Origin of the sequence: Paraburkholderia phenoliruptrix, assembly GCF_902859825.1 — a bacterium.
In the GTDB taxonomy this organism is placed as follows: domain Bacteria; phylum Pseudomonadota; class Gammaproteobacteria; order Burkholderiales; family Burkholderiaceae; genus Paraburkholderia; species Paraburkholderia phenoliruptrix.
In genome coordinates, this window is the sequence record NZ_CADIKB010000020.1 from 73,221 (window position 1) to 98,542 (window position 25,322).

At 65.1% G+C, this 25,322-nt stretch carries 24 protein-coding genes; 15 read left to right on the plus strand and 9 right to left on the minus strand.

Annotated elements, in window-relative coordinates; genetic code table 11:
- Positions 1–13 precede the first annotated feature (13 nt).
- Positions 14–1,072 (plus strand): biotin synthase BioB, encoded by a 1,059-nt coding sequence (bioB, locus tag HV711_RS19695; protein ID WP_028362490.1) that lies wholly within the window; start codon positions 14–16, stop codon positions 1,070–1,072.
- Between the two features lie 6 nt (positions 1,073–1,078).
- Here bioB and HV711_RS19700 read toward each other — a convergent pair whose 3' ends face one another.
- Complete coding sequence (locus HV711_RS19700) at positions 1,079–2,110, minus strand: sulfate ABC transporter substrate-binding protein (protein ID WP_013586915.1); 1,032 nt, start codon at positions 2,108–2,110, stop codon at positions 1,079–1,081.
- A gap of 119 nt (positions 2,111–2,229) precedes the next feature.
- Complete coding sequence (locus HV711_RS19705) at positions 2,230–2,832, minus strand: RBBP9/YdeN family alpha/beta hydrolase (protein ID WP_013586914.1); 603 nt, start codon at positions 2,830–2,832, stop codon at positions 2,230–2,232.
- Positions 2,833–3,142: 310 nt separating this feature from the next.
- Between HV711_RS19705 and HV711_RS19710 the strand changes: the two genes are divergently transcribed.
- The 6 genes from HV711_RS19710 (at position 3,143) to HV711_RS19735 (ending at position 7,329) form a co-directional block, all read left to right on the plus strand.
- Positions 3,143–4,084 (plus strand): 2-hydroxyacid dehydrogenase, encoded by a 942-nt coding sequence (locus HV711_RS19710; RefSeq protein WP_035481934.1) that lies wholly within the window; start codon positions 3,143–3,145, stop codon positions 4,082–4,084.
- Between the two features lie 53 nt (positions 4,085–4,137).
- Positions 4,138–5,067 (plus strand): hydroxymethylglutaryl-CoA lyase, encoded by a 930-nt coding sequence (locus HV711_RS19715; RefSeq protein ID WP_013586912.1) that lies wholly within the window; start codon positions 4,138–4,140, stop codon positions 5,065–5,067.
- 97 nt (positions 5,068–5,164) lie between these two features.
- Positions 5,165–5,686: a YbaK/EbsC family protein gene (locus tag HV711_RS19720; protein WP_035481932.1), complete on the plus strand. Its 522-nt coding sequence runs from the start codon at positions 5,165–5,167 to the stop codon at positions 5,684–5,686.
- A gap of 4 nt (positions 5,687–5,690) precedes the next feature.
- Positions 5,691–5,918: a DUF1289 domain-containing protein gene (locus HV711_RS19725; RefSeq protein ID WP_035481930.1), complete on the plus strand. Its 228-nt coding sequence runs from the start codon at positions 5,691–5,693 to the stop codon at positions 5,916–5,918.
- On the plus strand, positions 5,915–6,394 hold the full coding sequence (locus HV711_RS19730) for a MaoC family dehydratase (protein WP_035481928.1): 480 nt from the start codon (positions 5,915–5,917) through the stop codon (positions 6,392–6,394). Before HV711_RS19725 ends, HV711_RS19730 begins: the two co-directional genes overlap by 4 nt.
- Positions 6,391–7,329 (plus strand): MBL fold metallo-hydrolase, encoded by a 939-nt coding sequence (locus tag HV711_RS19735; protein WP_035481926.1) that lies wholly within the window; start codon positions 6,391–6,393, stop codon positions 7,327–7,329. Before HV711_RS19730 ends, HV711_RS19735 begins: the two co-directional genes overlap by 4 nt.
- 289 nt (positions 7,330–7,618) lie before the next feature.
- Here the strand turns inward: HV711_RS19735 and HV711_RS19740 are convergent, their stop codons facing one another.
- The gene (locus HV711_RS19740) at positions 7,619–8,518 is read right to left on the minus strand and encodes a DMT family transporter (RefSeq protein ID WP_035481924.1); all 900 of its coding nucleotides are present in this window, start codon (positions 8,516–8,518) and stop codon (positions 7,619–7,621) included.
- 114 nt (positions 8,519–8,632) lie between these two features.
- Between HV711_RS19740 and HV711_RS19745 the strand changes: the two genes are divergently transcribed.
- Complete coding sequence (locus tag HV711_RS19745; protein ID WP_035481922.1) at positions 8,633–9,103, plus strand: Lrp/AsnC family transcriptional regulator; 471 nt, start codon at positions 8,633–8,635, stop codon at positions 9,101–9,103.
- Positions 9,104–9,139: 36 nt separating this feature from the next.
- Here the strand turns inward: HV711_RS19745 and HV711_RS19750 are convergent, their stop codons facing one another.
- The gene (locus tag HV711_RS19750) at positions 9,140–10,030 is read right to left on the minus strand and encodes an alpha/beta fold hydrolase (protein WP_035481919.1); all 891 of its coding nucleotides are present in this window, start codon (positions 10,028–10,030) and stop codon (positions 9,140–9,142) included.
- Between the two features lie 64 nt (positions 10,031–10,094).
- Positions 10,095–10,316: a hypothetical protein gene (locus tag HV711_RS19755; protein ID WP_028362481.1), complete on the minus strand. Its 222-nt coding sequence runs from the start codon at positions 10,314–10,316 to the stop codon at positions 10,095–10,097.
- A gap of 48 nt (positions 10,317–10,364) precedes the next feature.
- On the opposite strand from HV711_RS19755, the gene HV711_RS19760 reads away from it, so the two are divergent.
- Positions 10,365–11,324: an NAD(P)H-dependent flavin oxidoreductase gene (locus tag HV711_RS19760; RefSeq protein WP_013586904.1), complete on the plus strand. Its 960-nt coding sequence runs from the start codon at positions 10,365–10,367 to the stop codon at positions 11,322–11,324.
- Positions 11,325–11,386: 62 nt separating this feature from the next.
- Here HV711_RS19760 and icmF read toward each other — a convergent pair whose 3' ends face one another.
- From icmF to HV711_RS19775, 3 genes are all read right to left on the minus strand, one after another.
- Positions 11,387–14,773, minus strand: coding sequence for a fused isobutyryl-CoA mutase/GTPase IcmF (gene icmF / locus HV711_RS19765; RefSeq protein WP_035481916.1), 3,387 nt, complete (start codon positions 14,771–14,773; stop codon positions 11,387–11,389).
- Positions 14,774–14,854: 81 nt separating this feature from the next.
- Positions 14,855–15,802: a LysR family transcriptional regulator gene (locus tag HV711_RS19770; protein WP_013586902.1), complete on the minus strand. Its 948-nt coding sequence runs from the start codon at positions 15,800–15,802 to the stop codon at positions 14,855–14,857.
- Positions 15,803–16,003: 201 nt separating this feature from the next.
- Complete coding sequence (locus tag HV711_RS19775) at positions 16,004–17,089, minus strand: porin (RefSeq protein WP_013586901.1); 1,086 nt, start codon at positions 17,087–17,089, stop codon at positions 16,004–16,006.
- 33 nt (positions 17,090–17,122) lie between these two features.
- On the opposite strand from HV711_RS19775, the gene HV711_RS19780 reads away from it, so the two are divergent.
- Complete coding sequence (locus tag HV711_RS19780) at positions 17,123–17,422, plus strand: hypothetical protein (RefSeq protein WP_175145211.1); 300 nt, start codon at positions 17,123–17,125, stop codon at positions 17,420–17,422.
- Positions 17,423–17,661: 239 nt separating this feature from the next.
- Here HV711_RS19780 and HV711_RS19785 read toward each other — a convergent pair whose 3' ends face one another.
- The gene (locus tag HV711_RS19785) at positions 17,662–18,105 is read right to left on the minus strand and encodes a hypothetical protein (RefSeq protein ID WP_035481913.1); all 444 of its coding nucleotides are present in this window, start codon (positions 18,103–18,105) and stop codon (positions 17,662–17,664) included.
- A 565-nt stretch (positions 18,106–18,670) separates the two neighbouring features.
- Here HV711_RS19785 and HV711_RS19790 point away from each other — a divergent pair.
- The 5 genes from HV711_RS19790 to HV711_RS19810 all read left to right on the plus strand — a co-directional run bounded on the left by HV711_RS19790 (position 18,671) and on the right by HV711_RS19810 (position 25,216).
- Positions 18,671–19,696 carry a bile acid:sodium symporter family protein gene (locus HV711_RS19790; RefSeq protein WP_013586899.1) on the plus strand — a complete coding sequence of 342 codons (1,026 nt, stop codon included), beginning with the start codon at positions 18,671–18,673 and terminating at the stop codon, positions 19,694–19,696.
- A gap of 268 nt (positions 19,697–19,964) precedes the next feature.
- Positions 19,965–21,818 (plus strand): EAL domain-containing protein, encoded by a 1,854-nt coding sequence (locus HV711_RS19795; RefSeq protein WP_028362478.1) that lies wholly within the window; start codon positions 19,965–19,967, stop codon positions 21,816–21,818.
- Between the two features lie 202 nt (positions 21,819–22,020).
- On the plus strand, positions 22,021–23,007 hold the full coding sequence (locus HV711_RS19800; RefSeq protein WP_015001443.1) for a LacI family DNA-binding transcriptional regulator: 987 nt from the start codon (positions 22,021–22,023) through the stop codon (positions 23,005–23,007).
- Complete coding sequence (locus tag HV711_RS19805; protein ID WP_035481908.1) at positions 23,004–24,290, plus strand: AGE family epimerase/isomerase; 1,287 nt, start codon at positions 23,004–23,006, stop codon at positions 24,288–24,290. Before HV711_RS19800 ends, HV711_RS19805 begins: the two co-directional genes overlap by 4 nt.
- The gene (locus HV711_RS19810) at positions 24,287–25,216 is read left to right on the plus strand and encodes a carbohydrate kinase family protein (protein WP_051224370.1); all 930 of its coding nucleotides are present in this window, start codon (positions 24,287–24,289) and stop codon (positions 25,214–25,216) included. Before HV711_RS19805 ends, HV711_RS19810 begins: the two co-directional genes overlap by 4 nt.
- Positions 25,217–25,322 lie beyond the last annotated feature (106 nt).

The window sequence follows — 25,322 nt, forward strand, 5'->3', positions numbered from 1 at the left end:
GAGGATCGACCACATGACCCAACTGAACATCGCTCCGTCGTCCGCGGGCACAGCCATCAATGCCGATGCCGCGACCCAACAACTCGCGCGCTGGCGCGTCGCCGACATTGTTGCGTTGTACGAACTGCCGTTCAACGACCTGATGTTTCGCGCGCAGCAAACGCATCGCGAACATTTCGACGCGAACACCGTGCAACTGTCGACGCTGCTGTCGATCAAGACCGGCGGCTGCGAGGAAGATTGCGCGTACTGTCCGCAGTCGGTGCATCACGACACCGGTCTGCAAGCCGACAAGCTGATGCCGGTCGACGAAGTGCTCGCCGCCGCGAAAGCCGCGAAGGAAAATGGCGCGACCCGCTTCTGCATGGGCGCCGCGTGGCGCAATCCGAAAGATCGGCATCTCGAGCCGATCAAGGAGATGATCCGCGGCGTGAAGGCGATGGGACTGGAGACCTGCGTGACGCTCGGCATGCTGGAAACGCACCAGGCGCAGGCGCTGCGCGAGGCGGGCCTCGACTACTACAACCACAATCTCGACACGTCGCCGGAGTTCTACGGCCAGATCATTTCGACGCGTACTTACCAGGATCGCCTCGACACGCTCGAACGCGTGCGCGATGCGGGCATCAACGTGTGCTGCGGCGGCATTGTGGGCCTCGGCGAGTCGCGCCGCGAACGGGCCGGACTGATCGCGCAATTGGCGAACATGGACCCGTATCCGGAGTCGGTGCCGATCAACAATCTGGTGCAAGTGGAAGGCACGCCGCTGACCGGCACGGAATCGATCGATCCGTTCGAATTCGTGCGGACCATCGCGATTGCGCGCATTACGATGCCGCGTGCCATGGTGCGCCTGTCCGCGGGCCGCGAGCAGATGGACGAAGCGCTGCAGGCTATGTGCTTCCTCGCGGGCGCGAACTCGATTTTCTACGGCGATCAGTTGCTGACCACGAGCAATCCGCAAGCTGAAGCGGACCGCCAGTTGCTCGCGCGCCTCGGCATTCGCGCCGAAGCCGCGCAGCAGATGCCGCTCGACAAGAGCGGCTGCGAGCACGGCTGCGACCACGCGTAACGCGCGTTACTTCCTGTCGACGATGATCTGATCGAAAGTCCCGCCGTCCGAGAAATGCGTCTGCTGCGCTTTCTGCCAGCTGCCGAACATTTCTTCGACGGTGAAGGTCTTGATCGGCTTGAACTCGGCCGCGTGCTTCGCGAGCACATTCTTGTCGCGCGGACGCAGATGGTGTTGCGCGATGATTTCCTGCGCGGCGGGCGACCACAGATAGTCGAGATACGCCTGCGCTTCCTTGCGCGTGCCACGCTTGTCGACCACCTTGTCGACGATCGAAACCGGCGGCGCCGCGAGCAGGCTCACCGACGGATACACCGCCTCGAAGTTGCCCGCGCCCACGCCGCTGTTCATCAGCGCGACCTCGTTCTCGAAAGTCACCAGCACGTCGCCGATGCCGCGTTGCGTGAACGTCGTCGTCGCGCCGCGGCCGCCCGTGTCGAGCACCGGCACATTCCTGAAGAGCGCTTTTTCGAAGTTGAGCGCGTCGGCGTCCGTGCCGCCATGCTGCTTGCGATAACCCCACGCGGCCAGATACGTGTAACGTCCATTGCCGGATGTCTTCGGATTGGCGATCACCACCTGCACGCCGGGTTTCGTGAGATCGTCCCAGTCCTTGATGTGCTTCGGATTGCCCTTGCGCACGAGAAAGACCATCGTCGTGGTGTATGGCGCGCTGTCGTCGGGCAGGCGCGTGCGCCAGTTAGCCGGGACCAGTTGGCCTTTTTCGGCGAGCAGGTCGATGTCGTTCGGCTGATTCATCGTCACGACGTCGGCCTGCAAGCCCTGCAATACCGACAACGCCTGCGCGCTCGACGCGCCATGCGACTGGCGGATCGACACAGTCTCGCCGCTCTTTTGCCTGTAGGCCGCAATGAAGCCGGCATTGATGTCCTTGTACAACTCGCGCGTCACGTCGTACGACACATTCATGAGCGACGTATCCGCGAGCGCCGCTGAGCTGCCGCCAAGCCCGAAGCCGAGCGTGATCGCCGTAACGCCGGCCGCCAGCCAGCGCGAAGTCCCCGTTCTGCCTGCCATGTTGTCCCCGCTGTCGATGATAAAACCCGTGGCCGCACCGTCGCGGCATGAAGCGGGATTCTAGCGGATCGCCTGTCAGCGCCGCGCCGCGCAAGCGGTGCCCACCACGGCGCGCGTCGTCAGACCAGCGCGTGCTGCGCGACCTCCAGCGTCTCGTCGCGAAATCGCAGCGGCGCCGCGCAGTGCACCAGCGTGTCGATGAAATACTTGGCCCTCGGCCACGGTCCGAATCCCGCTGCGGTATTGATGTGCCCCGCGTCGCCGAGATTGACGAAGGCGCTGCCGAACCGCTGCGCCAGTTCGCGCGAGCCGGCAAGCGGCATCCACGGATCCGTTTCGCTGCCGATCAGAATGGACGGCACGCCGAGGCGCCTCGCCTCGAACGGCCCCGCGAAGGCGAATTTTTGCGGGCTCGCGGGCGCGACGAACAGTACGCCGACCACCTCGTTCGCATACGATGCCTGCTGCAACGCGTGGGCGGTCGCGAGGCAGCCGAAGCTGTGCGCGGCCAGCACGAACGGTCCGCGTTCGCGCGCGAGCAGCTCGCGCAACGACTGGGCCCAGCCCGCGACGTCAGGCGCGTCCCAGTCCGCCTGTTCGACCCGCAGCGAGCGCGCGAACTGGCGCTCGAGCCACGTCTGCCAATGTGCGCCCTCGCTGCCGTGCAGGCCCGGAACGGTCACGAGCCGCGGCGGCCACGGCGATCTGGAGCATGAAAGCATATCTGTCCCTCGCAAAGGGAAACCGGGCAGCCATTGTCCCGCCGCGAGGCGCGCCGACGAACCAAGTTTTTGTGCTTTGTTTATGGGCGGAAGGTTCGCGGATGGCGAACGCGGCTGCGTACGGTCGTGCGCAAGCGCGCGGGAGTGCCGGCGAAAAAGTAGAATGAAGCCTGCTCATAAAAGGAGGAGCCCCCATGTCGCCAGCGTCGCGCGCCGCGCCTCAGCCGTCGCAATCCGCAGAGCCGCCCTGCCGCGTGCGCGCGGCTTGTCGCGCGGGCCGGGGCCATGGCGCATTCCACGGTGAAGCCGCATGAAAATCCTCTTTTATATGCCGGACGCAGAAGCTGCCGCGTGGCTGCACGACTTCGCGCGAGCGCTGCCTCACGCCGACCTGCGTGAATGGCAACCCGGCGACACCGCGCCTGCAGACTTTGCTGTCGTCTGGCGGCCGCCGCGCGAGATGCTGGCCGGCCGCGCCGATCTGCGCGCCATCTTCAATCTGGGCGCGGGCGTCGACGCCATCCTCTCGCTCGAGCGCGAACAACCCGGCAGCTTGCCGCGCCATGCGCAGTTGATCCGCCTCGAAGACACCGGCATGGCACCGCAAATGGCCGAATATGTGACGCACGCGGTGCTGCGTTATCTGCGGCGCTTCGACGAATATGCAACGCTGCAGCGCGAGCGCCGCTGGCATGTGCTCGATCCGCACCCGCGCGAAACGTTCACGGTCGGCGTGCTGGGTCTCGGTGTGCTCGGCGCGCATGTCGCCCGAACGCTCGCGGCATTCGGCCTGCCCGTGCGCGGTTACAGCCGCGGCGCGAAAGAGGTGGAAGGCATCGCCGCGTTCGCCGGCGAAGCGCAGTTCGACGCGTTTCTCGACGGCGTGAAAGTACTCGTCAATCTGCTGCCGCATACGCCGGACACCGCGAACGTGCTGAACGCTCGCACGTTTTCGAAGCTCGCCCGCGGCGCATATCTGATCAACGTTGCGCGCGGCGCGCATCTCGTCGAAGCCGATCTGCTCGACGCGCTCGCGAGCGGCCAACTCGCCGCCGCCACGCTCGACGTGTTCCGGCAGGAGCCGCTGCCGCTGGATCATCCGTTCTGGCAGGAGCCGCGCATCACCATCACGCCACACATGTCCGCGCTGACCTTGCGCGAAGAAAGCGTCGCGCAGATCGCCGGCAAAATGCTCGCGCTCGAACGAGGTGAAGCGGTCAGCGGCGTGGTGAATATCGAGCGCGGCTATTGAGCGCCGAAACACCTTGAGCAAGCGCCGCCACTACAACTTTGCGGAGACACATCATGGCCCTACCCCAGCAAGTGAAAATCGTCGAAGTCGGTCCGCGTGACGGGTTGCAGAACGAGAAGGAGTTCGTCCCGACGGCGACCAAGATCGAATTGATCAATCGTCTTTCCGCGGCCGGCTTTCGCAACGTGGAGGCGGCCTCGTTCGTGTCGCCGAAATGGGTGCCGCAAATGGCCGACGGCGCCGAGGTGATGGCCGGCATCGAGCGTCGTTCCGGCACGATCTATTCGGTGCTGACGCCGAATCTGCGCGGCTTCGAAGGCGCGCTTGCCGCGCACGCCGACGAGATCGTGATCTTCGGCGCCGCCAGCGAAGCGTTCTCGCAGAAAAACATCAATTGCAGCATCGCCGAAAGCATCGAGCGATTCGTGCCGGTCGCGCAAGCAGCGAAGGAACACGGCCTGCGCATACGCGGCAGCGTTTCGTGCGCGCTCGGTTGTCCGTATCAGGGCGAGGTGCCGGTGGCGTCGGTGGTCGACGTGGTGCAACGTTTCGCGGCACTCGGCTGCGACGAGATCGACATCGCGGATACGATCGGCGTCGGCACGCCGAAGCGCACGCGCGAAATCTTCGAGGCCGTGACGCGCGTGTTTCCGCGCGAGCGTCTGTCCGGGCATTTCCACGACACCTACGGCCAGGCGCTTGCGAACATCTATGCGGCGCTGCAGGAAGGCATCGAGATCTATCACGCGTCGGTGGCCGGACTCGGCGGCTGCCCGTATGCGAAGGGCGCCACCGGCAATGTCGCCACGGAAGACGTGCTGTATCTGATGAACGGCCTCGGCATCGAAACCGGTATCGACCTCGCGCAGGTGGTGGCCATCGGCGATTTCATTTCGACGGCGATCGGCCGGCCGAACGTGTCGCGCGCGGGCAAGGCGTTGCTCGCCAAGGCGCGTAGCGAAGCGGCGGCCAACTGCGTGTAAGTGTGCGCGGTTCGGAAACACTTCCACGCAGTTGGAAACAGACGTACTCCCGCAACATCATGACCCCAGATCCGCACCTAAAGTCAGGACCCAAACGATGACGGACCACGCTTTTCTCGACTCCGACGACCTCACCGCCCTGCCCGACTCCGCACGCCGCGTCGCCCTGCTGCTGCGCGAACGCGGTCACGCGGGGCGAATCGTCATGCTGCCGGAAACCGGCAAGACATCCGCCGAGGCCGCAGCAGGCCTCGGCTGCTCGATCGCGCAGATCGCGAAGTCGATCCTGTTTCGCCGCCGCGAAGACGGCGCGCCAGTGCTGGTCGTCGCGAGCGGCGCCAATCGTGTCGACGAAAAGAAGGTGGCGGCGCACGTTGGCGAAGTTGGCCGCGCGGATGCGAAGTTCGTCCGCGAAAATACCGGCTATGCGATAGGCGGCGTGTGCCCCGTCGGCCATGCCGTGGAACCCGTCACGCTGATCGACGAAGATCTGCTCGCGCTCGACAGCCTCTGGGCCGCCGCCGGCCATCCGCACGCGGTGTTCAATCTGACCGCTGAAGAACTGATCGCGCTGACGGGCGCGCCGGTGGTGGACGTGGCGCTGCGCGAAACGGCCTGATCCGATGACAGCAGCAGACGATCAGGCGACGAAAGGCGGTGGCGTGCCGTCGCCATGCATCAACGTGTGCCGCATGGATGCGTCGACGGGCTGGTGCGAAGGGTGCCTGCGTACCATCGACGAAATTGCCGGCTGGTCGCTCTACGACGACGACGCGAAACGCGCAGTGTGGAACGCGCTGGCGTCGCGCCATGCCGAATTCATCGCCAGCCAGACGAAGGTGCAGCGATGAACGCGCCGCCGCGCATTGTCACCGTCGGCGAGACGTTCAGCGCGACGCTCACGCTGTCGGCGGATTCGGTGAAGTCGTTCGCGACGCTCGTCAACGACCTGAACCCGCTGCACCACGACGACGCTTATGCCGCGCAAAGCCGCTTCGGCGGCCTCATCGCGTCCGGCACGCAGCCCACCGCGCATTTCATGGCGCTGCTGGCCACGCACTTTTCGACCTACGCGCAGCCGCTCGGCCTCGAATTCGACATCAAGCTGAAGAAGGCCGCGCACGCGGGCGACACGCTCGTCATGACCTGGCGTGTGCGCGATGCTCACTGGAAGCCAAGCCTGAACGGCGATCTCGCGCATCTGGACGGTACGGTGAAAAACCAGCGCGGCGAAGTTGCCGTGGTCGGCGCGTCGACCATTCTCGTGATGCCGAAACCCGACGCGCCGGCCCACGCCGAAGCTGGCAACGGCAGCAGCGCGCCATGAACGAGTTGCCCGCAGCGGTGCGCGTGTTCGAGCGCGGCTGGCTTTCGTCGAACAACGTGCTGATCGTCGACGACGCGTGCGCGGCGCTCATCGACACCGGCTATGCGACCCATGCACAGCAAACGCGTGCGCTCGTGCGGCAGGCGCTCGGCGACCGCCCGCTCGATCTGATCGTCAACACGCATCTGCATTCGGATCATTGCGGCGGCAATGCGCTCCTGCAAGCGACGTGGCCGTGCAGCACCCTCATTCCCGCTTGCGAAGCCGAGGCCGTGCGCCACTGGGACGAAACGCGCCTGACTTTTCGCGCGACGGCGCAGCGCTGCGAGCGCTTCGGCTTCACAGGCACGATCGCGCCGGGCGCGACGCTGCAGCTCGGCGCACTCGACTGGCAGATGCTCGGCGCGCCCGGCCACGATCCGCATTCGCTGATGCTCTATTGCGCCCAAGAGCGCCTGCTGATCAGCGCCGACGCGCTGTGGGAAAACGGCTTCGGCGTGATCTTTCCGGAACTGGAAGGCGAGAGCGGCTTTGCGGAGCAGCAGGCGGTGCTTGACGCCATCGCCGCGCTCGACGTGCGCCTCGTGATTCCCGGCCATGGCGCGCCGTTCGCCCAGGTTGACGCGGCGCTGAAGCGCGCCTTCTCGCGGCTCGCGTGGCTGCGTGCCGATCCGGCGCGCAATGCGAAGAACGCGCTGAAGGTGCTGATCGTCTTCAAACTGCTCGATGTGCGCACAACGAGTTTCGCGTCGCTGCTGCGCATGCTCGACGACGCAGCGGCGATGCGCGCAGCGGCCTCGATGCTCAAGCCGCGCGGCGAATGGCCCGCGCTTCTGAAGGGTCTTGTCGAGGAACTGGCAGGCGCGAAGGGGCCGCTCACGGTGGACGGCGAGTCGATCGTCGTCCGTGTTGCCGGGCGTGCGCCCGCGCGATAGCGCACGCAAAAGCACACGCGAAAGCGCCGCCACAAAAAGAAAGCCGCTCAACCTGTTACGGCGAGCGGCGGAAATTCTGTCGGACGTGATCAGCGTCTCACTGAATCATACGCGCGCGCGATTTTGAGCCGCATCAGTGATTTCCCTACAGATGCATGACGACGGCTGTTAACCCGCATACACGCGGCCAAACGGGCCGCGCCTCGCGCCCATCTTACGAATCATTAGTCGGCTGATATGAACAAACACGTTCGTTTGCAATCCGTAGCATTCGCGGAAAACACCGTGTTCAAACCGACGGCACACGCCTTTGCGGCACGATCCGCCAGCCGAGATTGACGCCCGCGGCGGCCAGCAGAATCAGCACCGCGCCCAGCACCTGAATCCACGCGAGCGTCTGCCCGAACGCGATCCTGTCCACGATGATCGCGACCACCGGATAGATAAACGACAGCGCGCCGGTCATGGTGGTGGGCAGCTTCTGGATCGCGCCGTACAGCAGCACATACATAAGGCCGGTGTTCACGACGCCCAGCACGATCAGCTCGAGCCATTGCACGCCGGTAGCGGGCAGCGCGTCGAAATGCACGAGCGGAGCGAGCATCACCACGCCGAGCAACACCTGGATCAGCGCGATCAGATGCGGCGGCGTGCCTTTCAAACGCTTCGTGATAATGGACGACACCGCATACATCGCGGCCGCGCCGACTGCATATGCGATGCCGGTGAGATAGTGCCCCGGCACGGCCAACACGGCAGGCTCGACTTTGACGACGAACACGAGCCCGACGAACGCGAGCACCAGCCACACCACCGTCGACGCGCTAATGCGCTCGCGGAACACCACGGCGCCGAGCGCGACGAGCATGAAGGGCTGTGTGTTGTAGACGGCGGTCGCCATCGAAATCGACGCGCGCGAATACGCGGCGAACAGCAGCACCCAGTTGGCGACAATCGCAGCGCCGCCCAGGAGCGCAAGCCCGAGCATCTTCCACGAGAACAGGCGGCGCCTGAAGAGTCCGAGCATCGCGCACACGAGCGCGAGCGTCGCGCCGCCGAAAATGCAGCGGAAGAACACCACATTGAAGGCGCTTTGCTGCGACGACACCACCAGCCAGCCGATGGTGCCCGACATCAGCATGGCAATAGTCATCTCGGCTGCGCCGCGGCGGATTTCGTTTGAAGCCATGGTTCGATCCTCGAATGGATTCCTGCATGGCAAGCAGTGTAAATAATCCGATTCGCCGAATACATGGCTAAACTTAAGCATCAGCGCAACTAAACCTCACATTCGAAGGCCGTCATGGCGAAACGCCTTGCTTCCGCGGCGCCTGTGCCGCTCGACGAAATCGACCGCGCGCTCATCGCCGCGCTCGCCGAAGATGCGCGCCGCCCCGTCAGCGAACTGGCGCGGCTCGTCGGACTCTCCGCGCCCAGCACGGCCGAGCGCATCCGCAGGCTGGAGTCGCAAGACGTGATCGAGCGCTTCACCGTGCAGCTCGACGCGCGCGCGCTCGGCTTCACGCTGCAGGCGATTGTCCGCGTGAAGCCGCTGCCGGGGCAGTTGCATCTGGTGGAAGACGTGCTCCGGCGAATTCCGGAGTTTGTCGAATGCGACAAGGTGACGGGCGACGATTGCTTCATCTGCCGCCTTTATCTGCATTCCATCGAGCAGCTCGACGAGATTCTCTCGAAGGTCACCGAGCGCGCGGAGACCAGCACGGCCATCGTCAAATCGACGCCGGTCGCGCGGCGGCTGCCGCCCCTCGGCTAAGCGGCGGCGGCAAAACCTCGCGCGCTCACCGCGCGTTTACCGCTCAACCGCTTCGAAAAAAGCCAGCATTTCGGCGACGAGTTGCTCGGGCGCCTCTTCCGGAATGTAGTGGCCGCACGGCAGCGCGCGGCCGCTCACGTCGCGCGCCACGTGGCGCCATTCAGCGAGCGCGTCGAAACACTTTTCGATCACGCCCTTCTCGCCCCACAACACGCGTAAGGGGCACGCAATCTTGTGCCCGCGCTCGATGTCGGCACGATCATGTTCCAGGTCGATGCTCGCGGACGCGCGATAGTCCTCGCACATCGCGTGCACCGCGCCCGACTGCGCGAGCGCCGCACGGTAGGCATCGAGCGACGCGGGTTCGAAAGGCGCAAGGCCCGCGTGACGGCCGCCCATCACCGCATCGACATAAGCGGCCGGATTCGCGCCGATCAGCGTTTCCGGCAGTGGCTCGGGCTGGATCAGAAAGAACCAGTGGAAGTAATGCGTGGCGAACGCGCGGTCGGTGGCTTCGTACATGGCGAGCGTCGGCGCGATGTCGAGCAGCATCAATCGCTCGACGGCGTCCGCGTGGTCGAGCGCCATACGATGCGCGACGCGCGCGCCGCGGTCGTGCGCGCAAACAAGGAAGCGCTCAAAGCCGAAGTGGCGCATCACGGCGACCTGGTCGGCGGCCATCGCGCGTTTCGAATACGGCGTGTGCGCGGCGTCGCTCGCCGGCTTGCCCGAGGCGCCGTAGCCGCGCAGATCGGTGGCGATCACCGTGAAGTGCCGGGCCAGTTCCGCGGCACAACGCGCCCAGATCAGATGCGACTGCGGATGACCGTGCAGCAGCAGAAGCGGCGGTCCTGCCCCGCCCTTGACTCCGAAGATATCCGTATCGCCCGCGACGACGCGAAAGGGCGTGAAATGGTCGAAGGGCATGAGCGGTCTCGTGTCGTTTGAAGTCCGTGCATTGTAAAAGCCCAGCGTGTCCGCCCGAGGTGGGTTAGCCCACGCAGGCGTAGAACCTGAACACTCCTTCCAACCGTTCTAAACGATCTGGCGAACGCGGCAGCGGCGCTTCGCCTATAATCGAACGATCGTTCTTAAACGTTTGAGCGGCCATGCGCAACGTTGCGGTCTGCGGTTTTGACGTCTGCGCTTGTGCCGTCTGCGGGTTGGCCGGCCTCAACGTGCCGCTCGCCGCATTGCCGCTAAACTCACTCATAGCCGGGCGCCTTGCGCGCACCGGTTCGTCAATCAGGAGACCCGCACCATGGCTTTGCCCGCCGTTCTGCAAAATCTGGCGCTGCCCGTCGTCGCCTCGCCGATGTTCATCGTCAGCTATCCCGAGCTCGTGCTGGCGCAGTGCAAGGCCGGCATCGTCGGCTCGTTTCCGGCGCTGAATGCGCGCCCCGCCGAACTGCTCGACGAATGGCTCACGCAAATCCAGGCACAGCTCGCCGAGCACAAGGCGGCGCATCCTGACGCGGTGGTCGGACCGATTGCCGTCAACCAGATCGTTCATCAATCGAATACGCGGCTGGAACACGACGTGCGCGTGTGCGTCGAGCACCAGGTGCCGATTTTTATCACGAGCCTGCGCGCGCCGGCGCGCGAGATCGTCGATGCGGTGCATAGCTATGGCGGCATCGTGCTGCACGACGTGATCAATCTGCGGCACGCGCAAAAAGCGCTCGAAGCGGGCGTCGACGGCCTCATCCTGGTGGCGTCGGGCGCGGGCGGCCACGCGGGCACCACTTCGCCGTTTGCGCTCGTCGGCGAAGTGCGGCGGATTTTCGACGGCCCGATCGTGCTCTCCGGCGCGATTGCCAACGGCGGCTCGATTCTCGCCGCGCAGGCCATGGGCGCCGACCTGGCGTACATGGGCACGCGCTTCATCGCGACCAAAGAGGCGCACGCGGTGGAGAGCTACAAGCAGGCCATCGTCAACTCGACGGCGTCGGACATCATCTATACGAACCTGTTCACGGGCGTGCACGGCAATTACATCCGCGAGAGCATTGTCAACGCGGGGCTCGATCCGGACGCGCTGCCGGAATCCGACAAGACCAAGATGAACTTCGCCAGCGAAAAAGCCAAGGCGTGGAAAGACATCTGGGGCGCGGGCCAGGGTGTCGGCCTGATGGACGACGTGCCGAGCGTGAGCGAACTGGTCGCGCGTCTCGCGAAGGAATACGACGACGCGAAGGCGCGCCTCGGCATCGCGCGCTGAGTTGCGCGAGGGCGGGCTTTGGCGGCTCTGCCCCGCCCCCCAGCGGCATCGCCCGCCAAAACCTACATATTCCGCCGATACTGCCCGCCCACTTCGAAGAGCGCGTGCGTGATCTGCCCGAGCGAGCACACGCGCACCACGTCCATCAGCACGGCGAAGACATTTTCGTTGTCCATCACCGCGCGTTTGAGGCGCTCGAGCGCGTCGGGCGCGGCCTCGCGATGACGCGCCTGAAAATCGCGCAGGCGTTTGAGCTGGCTTTGCTTTTCTTCCTCAGTGGAACGGGCGAGCGCGATGGGCTGCGGTGCTTCGTGCGGATGCGGGCTGAGAAACGTGTTCACGCCCACAATCGGATTTGAGCCGTCATGCTTGCGATGCTCGTACAGCATCGACTCGTCCTGAATACGGCCGCGCTGATAACCGGTCTCCATGGCGCCCAGCACGCCGCCGCGCTCGGTCAGCCGGTCGAACTCGGCGAGCACGGCTTCTTCGACAAGATCCGTCAATTCGTCGATCACGAAGCTGCCCTGGTTCGGGTTCTGATTCTTCGCGAGCCCCCATTCGCGATTGATGATCAACTGAATCGCCACGGCGCGCCGCACCGACTCTTCGGTGGGCGTGGTGATTGCCTCGTCGAACGCATTGGTGTGCAGCGAGTTGCAGTTGTCGTAGATGGCGATCAGCGCCTGCAGCGTGGTGCGGATATCGTTGAAGTCGATTTCCTGCGCATGCAGGCTGCGGCCCGACGTCTGCACGTGATACTTGAGCTTCTGGCTGCGCTCGTTCGCGCCGTAACGCTCGCGCATCGCGACGGCCCAGATGCGCCGCGCGACGCGGCCGAGCACCGTGTACTCCGGGTCCATGCCGTTAGAAAAGAAGAACGACAGGTTCGGCGCAAAGTCGTCGATCGACATGCCGCGCGCCAGATACGCCTCGACATAGGTGAAGCCGTTCGCGAGCGTGTAGGCGAGTTGCGAGATCGGGTTCGCGCCGGCCTCGGCAATGTGATAGCCGGAAATCGACACCGAATAGAAATTGCGCACGCCGTGTTCGACGAAATACGCCTGAATGTCGCCCATCACTTTCAGGCTGAACTCGGTCGAAAAAATGCACGTGTTCTGGCCTTGGTCTTCCTTCAGGATGTCGGCCTGCACGGTGCCGCGCACATTCGCGAGCGCGAGGCGGCGCGTGTCGGCGAGTTCGTCGCCGGTCAGCGCACGGCCGAGCTGCTTCATTCTGCGCGCAATCTGCTGATCGATGGCGACGTTGAAAAACATCGCGAGGATGGTCGGCGCCGGGCCGTTGATCGTCATGGAAACCGACGTTTCCGGCGCGCACAGGTCGAAGCCGTCGTAGAGTGCGTGCATGTCGTCGAGCGTCGCGACGGACACGCCCGAATTGCCGACCTTGCCGTAGATGTCGGGGCGCTCGTGCGGCTCCTCGCCATACAGCGTGACCGAGTCGAACGCGGTCGACAGACGCTTGGCGGGCATCCCTTTCGACAGCAGTTTGAAACGCCGGTTGGTGCGCGACGGATCGCCCTCGCCCGCGAACATGCGCGTCGGGTCTTCGTTCTCGCGGCGGAAGGGGAACACGCCAGCGGTGAAGGGAAAATAGCCCGGCAAGTTTTCGAGCATCAGCCAACGCAGGATTTCGCCGTGATCGACGAACCGGGGCAGCGCGACCTTGCGTATCTGCGTGCCCGATAAAGTCGTGACCGTGAGCGCCGTGCGAATTTCGCGGTCGCGGATGCGGACCACGTGTTCGTCGCCGGAATAGGCGGCGACGGTTTGCGGCCACGCATCGAGGAGCTGACGCTCGCGCTCGCCCAACGCTGCCGTGCGCTGTGCGATCAGCGCGTCGAGCCGGGTTGCGGACGACGGCTCCGCGCTGGCCTCGCTGTCGTCGGCGCGGGCTTCGCCCAGCATTCGCCGTGCTTCGACGAGTTGCCAGCGCTCCCGCGCGATACGCGCCTGCGCCTCGGCGCGCTCGCGATACGCGTGAACCGTCTGCGCGATTTCAGCGAGATAGCGCACGCGCGCGGGCGGCACGATCGCGTGGCGGCCGCTCGAAAATCGCACGTCGGCGCGCGCGCAGAGGCGCCCGCCGCCCGCGCGCAAGCCATGCCGGTGCAGCGCGTTCGCGATGTGCCGGTAGAGCGCGGTCACGCCGTCGTCGTTGAAACGCGAAGCGATCGTGCCGAACACCGGCATCGCGTCGGGTGATTTCGCAAAGTCGCCGCGATTGCGCTGCACCTGCTTCGCGACGTCGCGCAGCGCGTCGACCGCGCCTTTGCGATCGAATTTGTTGATGGCGACGAAGTCGGCGAAATCGAGCATGTCGATCTTTTCAAGCTGACTTGCCGCGCCGAACTCGGGCGTCATCACATACAGCGACTCGTCGACGAACGGCACGATCGCCGCGTCGCCCTGACCGATGCCTGAGGTCTCGACGACAATCAGATCGAAACCCGCCGCCTTGCACAGCATGAGCGCGTCGGGCAGCGCGTTCGAGATTTCGCTCGACGCCTCGCGCGTTGCCATGGAGCGCATGTAGACGCGCGCGCCGCCGCCCCAGTCGCCGATCGCGTTCATGCGGATGCGGTCGCCGAGCAGCGCGCCGCCCGACTTGCGGCGCGACGGGTCGATGGCGAGCACGGCGATCGTCAGCGCGTCGCCGTAATCGAGCCGGAAGCGGCGGATCAGTTCATCGGTCAGCGACGACTTGCCCGCGCCGCCCGTGCCGGTGATGCCCAGCACGGGAATCTGCGCCGCCCGCGCGAGTATCGAGACCTTGTCGCGCCCGGCGGCACCCACACCGCCCGATTCGAACGCGCTGATGAGTCGCGCGAGGCGGCGAAATGCGAGGCCGGTTGCGTCGTCGGCCTGCGCTTCCTCGCGCGCTTCCCGCCGCGAGACCGGCTGCGCTGTCAGCGCGTCGATCCATTCACCGACGGCGCCTGTATGCTCCGCCGACGTTTCGCGCGCGAGCGCCGCGCAGCGCCCGATCATGTCGTCGATCATGCCTTGCAGGCCGAGCCGCTGGCCGTCGTGCGGCGAATAGATTTTCTCGACGCCGTATTGCTCCAGCGCGGCGATCTCCTCGGGCACGATCACGCCGCCGCCGCCGCCGAACACCTTGATGCGCTCGCCGCCGCGTGCTCGCAGCAGATCCACGAGATAGCGAAAATATTCGTTATGGCCGCCCTGGTAGCTCGACACCGCGACGCCGTCGGCGTCTTCCTGGAGCGCGGCGGTCGCGACCTCATCGACGGAACGGTTGTGGCCCAGGTGGATGACTTCCACGCCGCTCGCCTGGAGGATGCGCCGCATGATGTTGATCGACGCGTCGTGCCCGTCGAACAAGGCTGCGGCAGTGACGAAACGCAAGCGCCGGCCGGCCGGCAGCTCGTGGCTGGCGGCGCGCTGCGGCGAGGACAGATCGGTCATGTCTCCCCCAGATCATTACGCGGTTGGCGTGTGCGGGTGCTGGCAACCAGTATAGCGAAACGGGTCGCGAAGGCTCGCGGGTCAGCCCGCGCGCGGCGGCACGGCAAGCGCCTTGATCTGTTCGAGCGACGGCCACAGCGATTCGTTCGCGAAGCGCTCGGCGAAAAAATCTACGAACGAGCGCACCTTCGCCGACAAATGGCGGCGGCTTGCATAGACGACGTGAATGGGCAACTCGCGCGGCGGCACTTCGTCGACGAGCAGCGGCACGAGACGCCCCGCGGCCAGATCGGCGCCGATCACCTCCGTGCCGAGCAACGCGATGCCCGCGCCTTGCAGCACCATCACGCGTTGCGCCTCGAGGTGGTTGACGATCAGATTGCCGGACAGCCGCACGCGCGCGACTTCGCCGGTGGTTTGCAGCACATCGAGCCCGGACACGCCGGCGTACTGGATGAAGTTGTGGCGCGCGAGGTCGGCGGCCGTCTTCGGCGTGCCGCGCCGGCGCAGATAGTCGGGCGACGCGCACAGCACCAGATGCGCCATCGCGATCGGCCGCGCAATCAGCGACGACGACTTCAGGCCACTCGGCGACGCGCGGATCGCAACATCGAAGCCTTCGTCGATCAGCTCGACCACGCGGTCGGACAGGGTGATGTCGACGGTCACTTGCGGATACTGAGCGGCGTAGTCGGCGACGGCGGCCATCACGTGGCTCAGCCCGAAGGCCGACAGCGACGACACGCGCAAGCGCCCTTGCGGCACGACGCTCGCCGCGCCGACCACCTGCTCGGCTTCCTCGAGTTCGGTGAGCACCTGGCTCAGCCGCTCGTAGTATTCGCGGCCCGCCTCGGTCGGCGCGACGCGGCGCGTGGTGCGATTCAAGAGACGCGCGCCCAGCTGCTGCTCGAGATGCATCACATGCTTGCTCGCCATGGCGGCCGACATCTCCATCCGCTCGGCGGCGCCGACGAAGCTGCCCACCTCCACCACCTGCCGGAACACTTTCATGCTGACGAGGGTGTCCATCCGAATCGCTCGCTTAAGGAATGAATCGGCGTCATTTTGCCCGCTTTATCAAGGACGAGTGAGGAAAGGGTGGCGTGAGCTGCTGAAAAGAAAAAGCCCGCGTTCGCGAGGAAGCGGGCTTCTTGGGATTGAAGGGATGCGGCGCGGCATCTGGCGCGGCGGGCGGCTCGCGGCCGGTCAGTCGCGCTTGAGCTGCGACGCCTAGAACTTCGCGCGCAGGCCGACGCCGTACGTGTTGCCGCTCGACTGGTTGCTGATGTGGTCGTAGAGATAAGCGGCGTAGACATCCGTACGCTTCGAGAGCGGATAGTCGTAGCCGACCGCGGCGGTCTGGCGCGTCTGGTCGAAGCCGCCGCCGTCGCGCGAGTACGCGTACGAGGCCATCACCGTGCCCGGGCCCACCGGCACCGACACGCCGCCCTGCGCCGTGTTCACGTGCCAGCTCGTGAGCGTCTGGTCGTTGTGAGTGTACATGTACTGGCCGAACAGCTTCACGTACTTCAGGTCGTACGAGACGCCGAGCTGCGCGACGCTTTGCGCCTTCAGGCCCGGCACGCCCGACGAATCGAAGCTGCCCAGATCGCCCGGCGTATTGTTGAAGTTCACGTACTGGTAGACCGCCGTCGCCGCGAACGGGCCGTGGAAATACAGCACCTGGCCGCTCCACTTCTTCGCGCCGTTCTGCGTCGTGTTGCCCAGCGCGTACATCGCGCTCGCCGACAGGCCGTTGAAGTTCGGCGACTGGTACTGCACCGCATTGTTCCAGCCGGAGTCGCCGGTCACGCCCTGATCGGTCGAGTAGGTCGGGAACGTGCCGAGGCCGAGGTACACGTGGTAGACCATCGGCGAAAAGACGTACGAGTCGATGAACGGATTGAACAGAATCGTCGAGACGAACAGTTCCGTCGTCAGGCGGCCCGCCGTGACCGTGCCGTACGGCGATTCGATACCGACATAGGCATTGCGCGAGAACGTCGTGTCGCCGGTAAAGCGTCCGTACTGGCCGTTCTGCGCGCGGAAGAAGCCTTCCAGCGTAAAGATCGCCTTGTAGCCGTTGCCGAGATCCTCAGCCCCCTTCAAGCCCCAGTACGACGTCGACATACCACCGCCGGACACCTGCACCGCGGTCTTGCCGCCCGGGAATTTCTGCGCGCCGACCCATTCGTCGACCTGACCGTAAAGCTGCACGCTCGATTGAGCGAAAGCGGACGATGCGCTCGCCAGCAAAGCCGCACACGCGGTTGCCTTCAAGGTGGTCTTCAGCGCACGGCTGATGCTTGTTTTCATGGATTCTCCAGTCTTTGTCAAAAAGGTGTGGCTGTGCGAAAGGGCAAGCTCGCGCGAACCATTGTTGTTGTCCGTCTGATCGTCGAGCCAATCTGGGCGGGACCATCTTTGCGGACCATTTTTATAAACAAAAATATGGCTGGTTATTGCGGGTATATCAGTCCGATTAGTTTTGTCGCTTATCGGCCTGCTAAAGGCCTTGCCATGCACGGGGTCGCGGTACTGCGGCAGGCGCTCCTGCTCGCGCAAAGCAGCGCCGCCATGAGTCAGCCGGTCAATAACGCATCAGATGACATGCCGATGACGCGTCGCCGCATAAACGCCACGATTTGACGACGCCAGGCCGTTTGTTGCCGAGTATTTTTCAAAAAAGTGTGGCGTCGATACGTCAATTGGAGAACGCAGTTTCGGCGGCGCGTGGCAGTGAATCGAGATGTAATGCGCGCAAGAAGCCAATTGAAAGGATGGGTGGCGGCGGAAGGTGGGAAGTAATAGGCGTTCAGAAGCGCCCGGCGCAGGCGCAAACGCGCCGCCTCCCAGTGAGGCGCGCGACCCAAGCCGGGAACCGGCTTCTAGTTGCGGTAAGGGGAACCTTCGGGCGGGCGGCCGTCGTCGGCCTGGCGCTGCATGGTGCGCAGCGAACTGCGTTCTTCGTTGTAGCGCGCGACGTCGGCCCGAATCGAGCCCGAGCGCACCGGCGCATTGGACTGCGGCCGTTGTCCGGGGCGCGACTCGGCGCTGACCTGCGTGATGACGCCGCGGTAAGGGATGCCACCGCGGCCTTCGCCCGGATAAGCGCCCGGCCCGGCCACCCGGCGAATGTTCGAGTCCGGCTTGGCAGGGCGTTGAAAGCCGCGGCCGACGTCGCGATTGACGTAGCTGCCATGGCCGTACGTATCGACGAAAAAACGCGCGCCGCCGGGCAGCGCGCCGGGGCCTTTCGCATAGGCGAACGAGCACAGCGCGACGATCAGCGCGCCCCACAACCAGTGCTTCGTTCTCGACAACCCGTCCACCCGTGACTCACTTGCCCGAAGACCTGCCTGAAACCCGCCGTTCGAGCTGCGGCGGACTTGTTGAGGGACGCGCGGGCGCCGCGGACATGCTGCGGCGCGGGGCATTCCCGACGGCCATTGAACGGTAATTTATGGTCGTGGTGAGAGGGTGTCGAGCCAAAAAGTGTTAGGCCTCCCCCGCTGTTGTAACACCTTGTTACTGCGACGTTTTTCTACGACAGAACCCTTGCGGAAACCGCCTGATAGCGGTTGCCGGCAAGGCCTCCACCCTTCGCGGAACGCGTAGCAAAAAAGGCGGCGATGCACGGTGCATCGCGCGTCTATAGTCTCAGCAAGCGGCGCAAATGCGCTGCGTCGGCGAACCCCGAAAACGCGCTCCAAGCCACCTGCCGCGCGCGCATAAAACCGTGCTCGAATGCGTTGAATGCATCAATCGATTCGGGAAATGAATTTGCGTTTTCAATCGCTTTAGCGGGACAATACTGGTTTTCCCTGACGTCCATACGCCGCGCTTTGCGCACGCGCCTTGCGTAGAGTCCCGCACCACCGATTTCGAGAACCCGACATGGCCCGCCCGAAACTGCTTCCCGACAACTTCACCTTGTGCCTCGTCGGCACCGTGATACTGGCCAGCTTGCTGCCGGTTCACGGGCAGGCCGCCGTGGCGTTCGACTGGGTGACGAACGTGGCAGTCGGCCTGCTGTTCTTCCTACACGGCGCGAAGCTTTCGCGGGAAGCGATTATTGCGGGCGCGACGCACTGGCGTCTGCATATAGTCGTATTGCTCAGCACGTTCGCGCTGTTTCCGCTGCTCGGCCTCGCGCTTAAACCGCTCCTTTCGCCACTTGTCACGCCGGCGCTCTACGGCGGGATCCTCTTCCTCTGCACGTTGCCGTCGACGGTTCAGTCCTCTATCGCGTTCACGTCCATTGCCAAAGGCAACGTGCCGGCCGCCGTATGCAGCGCGTCGGCCTCCAGCCTGCTCGGCATCTTCGTCACGCCCGCGCTCGTCAGCGTGCTCGTCACGAATCAGGCGGCGGGCGGTAACTCGCCCTGGCACACCATTGGCAATATCGTGCTGCAACTGCTGGTGCCGTTCGTGGCGGGCCAGCTGCTGCGCCCGCTGATCGGCAAATGGATCGAGCGGCACCGCGGCGTGCTCAAGTTCGTTGACCAGGGGTCGATTCTGCTCGTGGTGTACGGCGCCTTCAGCGAGTCCGTCACCGAAGGTTTGTGGCACCAGATTCCGCTCTCCGCGCTCGGCGGCGTGGTGCTCATCAGCGTGGTGCTGCTCGCGCTGGCACTGGCCGTCACGATTGTCGTGAGCAGGCGGCTCGGCTTTTCCCGCGCGGACCAGATCACGATCATCTTCTGCGGCTCCAAGAAAAGCCTTGCCGCCGGCGTGCCGATGGCCAAGGTCATCTTCGCCTCGCAGGCCGTGGGCGCCGTCGTGCTCCCGCTGATGCTGTTCCACCAGATCCAGTTGATGGTGTGCGCCGCGCTCGCGCAGCGCTGGGGCGCCCGCGACACCAGCGGGGAGACCCGCGCCGCCTCGCGCGAGCGGACTGCCGCCGCCGTCGCCCGCCGTTGAGTACGCGCGCAATGCAAATAGGACATTCATAAGCGCCCTCCCTGAGCGTCGTTTTTCCAAAAGCCGCCTTGCGCGGCTTTTGTTATTTCACGCGCAAACGCCGCGCTTGTCGCCTCAGCCGGATGGCATAGGACGCGTCTCCGAAATTTCTCGACGGCTCCGGAAAGCCTCCCGCGCACCATTCCAGTGCAACGCTTCACCAAAACTTCACTTAATTCTTTGCAGCACAAGTCGTTAAGCCGATGGTCCACCGCTACGCCTTTCTGCCATGCAACTTCGCTCGCCCTCCCGGTCCGCCGCGCCGCGCATCGAGGAGTTGATCGCCCGGCGTGAGCTGTCCGCCGTCTTTCAGCCCATCGTCGACTTCGACGGCGGCGCGATTCTCGGCTACGAAGGTCTGATCCGCGGGCCGGCCGGCACGTCGCTCGAGGCGCCGTTCGCGCTCTTTTCGCAGGCTCTCGCCGAGGGCTGCGCGATCGAGCTGGAACAGGCCGCCGCGCGCGCGTGCATCGAAGCGTTTGCGCGGCTCGGCTACGACGGCAAGCTCTTTCTCAACTTCAGCGCGGGCGCGCTGCGGCGCCTTGCCGAGACGCCGGACGACACACTCGCGCTGCTGCGCTACCGCGGCGTGGATCCGCAGCGCATCGTGATCGAGCTGACCGAGCAAAGCACGATTCCCGACGTCGGCGCCTTTCTCTCTGTGATCGCCGCCCTGCGCACGGCGGGCGCGCAGTTCGCGCTCGACGATTACGGCACGGCGAACGCCAGCATGAATCTGTGGGTGCGGCTGCAACCGGACGTCGTGAAAATCGACCGCTTTTTTATTCACGACATTGCCTGCGACCCGCTGAAGTTCGAAGCCGTGCGCGCGATGCAGCACTTTGCGAGCGCGAGCGGCGCGCGGCTCGTGGCCGAAGGCATCGAGAAGGAAGCGGATTTGATCGTCGTGCGCGATATGGGAATCGGCTGCGGACAGGGGTTTTTCTTCGGCCGCCCGAACGCGCAACCGGCGCGCACGGTAACCGACGACGCGCGCGACGCGCTGCGCGCCGGTCACATCGCGGTATTTCCCGAAGCGACGCGCACACTCGGCGGCGCGTCGCCCTCGGGCGGCATGGCGTCGGAAAAGATGCTCGTGCACGCGCCTGCACTGCCGCGCCACGCGACCAATAACGACGTGCTCGAACTCTTCAACCGCCTGCCCGACCTGCACGCGGTTGCCGTGGTCGAGCGTGACGAGCCTGTTGCGCTCATCAACCGCCGCAGTTTCATGGACCGCTACGCACTGCCTTACCACCGCGAGCTGTTCGGCAAGCGGCCCTGCCTGCTGTTTGCGAACGCGTCGCCGGTCGTGATCGAAAAATCCATGACCGTCGAGCAGATGGCCAAGCTGCTCGCCAGTGACGACCAGCGCTATCTCGCGGATGGCTTCGTCATCACCGAAAACGGCAAATATGCGGGGCTCGGCACCGGCGAAAACCTCGTGCGGGCGGTCACCGAGGTGCGAATCGAAGCGGCGCGCTACGCGAACCCGCTGACATTTCTGCCCGGCAACATTCCGATCAGCTCGCACATTGCGCGACTCGTCGGCAATCACGCCGGTTTTTACGCGTGCTATGTGGACCTGAACCACTTCAAGCCCTTCAACGATCAGTACGGCTACTGGCAAGGCGACGAAGTGCTGAAATTTGCTGCCGCCGTTCTCGCGGACGTATGCGACCCGATGCGCGACTTTCTCGGCCACGTGGGCGGCGACGACTTCCTGATCCTGTTCCAGAGCGACGACTGGCGCGAGCGCGTGCTGCGGGCGATTCACGTGTTCAACGAAGGCGCGCAGCGCTTCTACGCGCCGGACGACCGCCTCGCCGGCGGCATCCACGGCGAGGACCGGCGCGGCAATCCGACCTTCTTCGGCTTCGTGACGATGGCGATTGGCTGCGTGCGCGTCGAGCCCGATTCCACCGACGGCGCGTCGCTCTACAACAGCGAAGAAATCGCCTCGCTCGCCGCGCTCGCGAAACGCCGCGCGAAGCTGGAGGCGAGCGGCTTTGTGCTGATCGGCGCGCAAGAAAGTGTCGCTTTGCTGCGCGGGCAACCCGAAGGCGCCGTGACCACGAACTGAAAATAAAGCGGCGCCGCCGAACGCCCGCAACAGCGCGTGTTTAGTTGTTTTTACTAAACACCTAAATCTCAGGAATATCCTGTAACTACGGGTATTTACGGGTCCGTTTGGCAGGGATTTATAGCTGTTTTCGCGCTGTTTTACTATACAATCGCCCGGACCCAAACACCGCGCGGCCGCCCTTGCACGGCCGCCTGCTTCGATGGCGATCACTATTCGCGACGTTGCGCGCGCGGCCAGCGTGTCGATCGGCACCGTCTCGCGCGCGCTTAAAAACCAGCCCGGCCTGTCCGAGGCGACCCGCGTGCGCGTGGTCGAGGCGGCGCGCGAGCTCGGCTATGACGCCGCCCAATTGCGTCCGCGCATTCGCCGTCTCACGTTCCTGCTGCACCGGCAGCACAACAATTTCGCCGTCAGCCCGTTTTTCTCGCATGTACTGCACGGCGTGGAAGACGCCTGCCGCGAGCGCGGCATCGTGCCGTCCGTGCTGACCGCCGGCCCGACGGAAGACGTGATCCAGCAGATGCGCCTGCATGCGCCCGACGCCGTCGCGATTGCCGGCTTTGTCGAACCCGAGACGCTGGCCACGCTTGTCGCCATGCAGCGCCCGCTTGTGCTGATCGACCTGTGGGCGCCCGGCCTGCGCTCGGTGAATCTCGACAATGCGGCGGGCGCCGCGCTCGCCATGCGGCATCTGTTCGAGCAGGGGCGCAAGCGCGTCGCGTTCATCGGCGGATCGCTCGCGCACTTCAGCATCGCGCAGCGCGCGCTCGGCTACCGGCGAGCGTTTTTCGAAGCGGGGCTGCTGTTCGACCCGTCGCTGGAAGTGACGATCGACGCCGGCCTCGATCCTGACACCGGCGCGGCGCGCGCGATGCAGCAGTTGCTCGATGCGCCCGGCCCGCGCCCGGACGCCGTGTTCGCCTATAACGACGCCGCCGCGCTCGCGGCGCTGCGCGCCTGCTTCGCGCGCGGTGTACGCGTGCCGGAGGACATCGCCATCATCGGTTTCGACGACATCCCCGCCGCGGCTCACGCCACGCCGCCGCTGTCCACCCTTTCTGTCGACAAGGAAGCGCTCGGCCGGCGCGGCGTCGAGCTGCTGCTCGAAGAAACGCCCGCCGAAACGGAAGTGCGCTTGCCCGTCCATCTCATTGCCCGTGCCAGTACTTTGGTGAAAACGCCATGACGCAAACCGCCACGCCCCACTCCGCCAACGGCGCGCCTGCCGTGCCGCCCGTCGCCAGTTTCCGCAGCCGCGAGTTTCTGCTCTCGCACATCGAGGACACGCTGCGCTTTTACGCGCCCAATGTGCTCGACCCGAGCGGCGGCTTTTTCCATTTTTTCCGCGACGACGGCTCGGTCTACGACAAAACCACGCGGCACCTCGTGAGCAGCTGCCGCTATGTCTTCAACTACGCGATGGCGTATCGGCAGTTCGGCGATCCGAAGCATCTGGAATACGCGCGCCACGGTCTGCGTTTTCTGCGCGACGCGCATTGGGATGCGCAGCACGAAGGCTACGACTGGGAGATCGAATGGCGCGACGGCAAAAAGCGCACGCTCGACGGCACGCGCCACTGCTACGGCCTCGCCTTCGTTCTGCTCGCTTACGCCCATGCGGCGATGGCCGGCATCGAGGAAGCAAAGCCGATGATCGGCGCGACCTTCGAGCTGATGGAGCACCGCTTCTGGGACGCCGCCGCGGGCCTTTACGCCGACGAAGCGTCGCCGGAATGGCGCGTGAGTTCCTATCGCGGGCAGAACGCGAACATGCACACCACCGAGGCCCTGCTGGCCGCGCACGAAGCGACCGGCCACCTCGTCTATCTGGATCGCGCCGAACGGGTCGCGTCGAACATCACGCTGCGGCAGGCGAAGCTTTCGCAAGGGCTCGTGTGGGAGCACTTTCACGCGGACTGGTCGGTCGACTGGCACTACAACGAGGAAGACAGCTCGAACATTTTCCGTCCGTGGGGCTTCCAGCCGGGGCATCAGACGGAATGGGCAAAGCTGCTGCTGATTCTCGAGCGTTATCGCCCGTTGCCATGGCTTTTGCCGCGCGCAATCGAACTGTTCGACGCCGCAATGACCCACGCGTGGGACGAGGACCACGGCGGCCTTTACTACGGCTTCGGCCCGGACGGCACCGTGTGCGATCACGACAAGTACTTCTGGGTCCAGGCCGAGACCTTCGCGACGGCCGCGCTGCTCGGCAAGCGCACCGGCAACGAGCGCTTCTGGGACTGGTACGACGAGATCTGGCGCTATAGCTGGGCGCATTTCGTCGATCACCGATACGGCGCGTGGTATCGCATTCTCACGTGCGACAACCGCAAGTACAGCGACGAAAAGAGCCCGGCCGGCAAGACCGACTATCACACCATGGGCGCGTGCTACGAGGTGCTCGCGCACGCGCTGCCGGAGGACGCGGCCGCCGCCGCGGCCGTCTCAGCGGAGCAGGCAAAATGAGCTACACCAACACTCAGCCCGACATGAACCCTGAACTGCCCGTCTTCGTTTCGGCGGGCGACATCCTCACCGATCTGGTTCGCACGGGCGCCTCGCAATGGCTGTCGCGTCCTGGCGGCGCCGGCTGGAACGTCGCGCGCTGCGTGGCGCGGCTCGGCCTGCCGACGGCCTGCGCGGGCTCGCTCGGCGTCGACAATTTCTCCGACGAGCTGTGGGACGCGAGCGTCGCGGCCGGACTCGACATGCGCTTCATGCAGCGTGTCGAGCGACCGCCTTTGCTGGCGATCGTGCATCGCACGCATCCGCCCGCCTACTTTTTCATGGGCGAGAACAGTGCCGATCTCGCCTTCGATCCGGCGCGTCTGCCGGCCGGCTGGATAGAGCACGTGAAGTGGGCGCACTTCGGCTGCATCAGCCTCGTGCGGCGGCCGCTCGGCGACACGCTCGCCACACTGGCCGCCGAGCTGCGTTCGCGCGGCGTGAAGATCAGCTTCGACCCGAACTACCGCAATCTGATGGAGTACGGCTACGAACCCACGCTGCGCAAAATGGCGGCGCTGGCCGATCTCATCAAGGTCTCCGACGAAGACCTGCGCCTCATCTTCAAGACCGACGACGAAGCTCACGCGCTCGCCCAATTGCGTTCGATGAACCCGCGCGCCACCGTCCTCGTCACCCGCGGGCCGGATACCGCGCTGCTGATCGACGGCGCGATGACGGTGGAGGCACGGCCGCCGCGCGTCGAGGTGGTGGACACGGTCGGCGCGGGCGACGCTTCCATCGGCGGCTTGCTGTTCAGCCTGATGACCGCTTCGCAGCGCGCGTGGCCGGAGCATCTGGCGTTCGCGCTGGCGGCCGGCGCAGCGGCCTGCCGCCATGCGGGCGCGCACGCGCCGTCGCTCGACGAGGTCGTCGCGCTGTTGTAACGCGAGCGCTTTATGCTGGCGTTGCGGCGCGCACGCGGGTCGTGCGTGCCGCCAGCGGCCCGTGCGCCGGCCCGCCAGCCGACGCGCGATGGCCGTGCTAGCATGA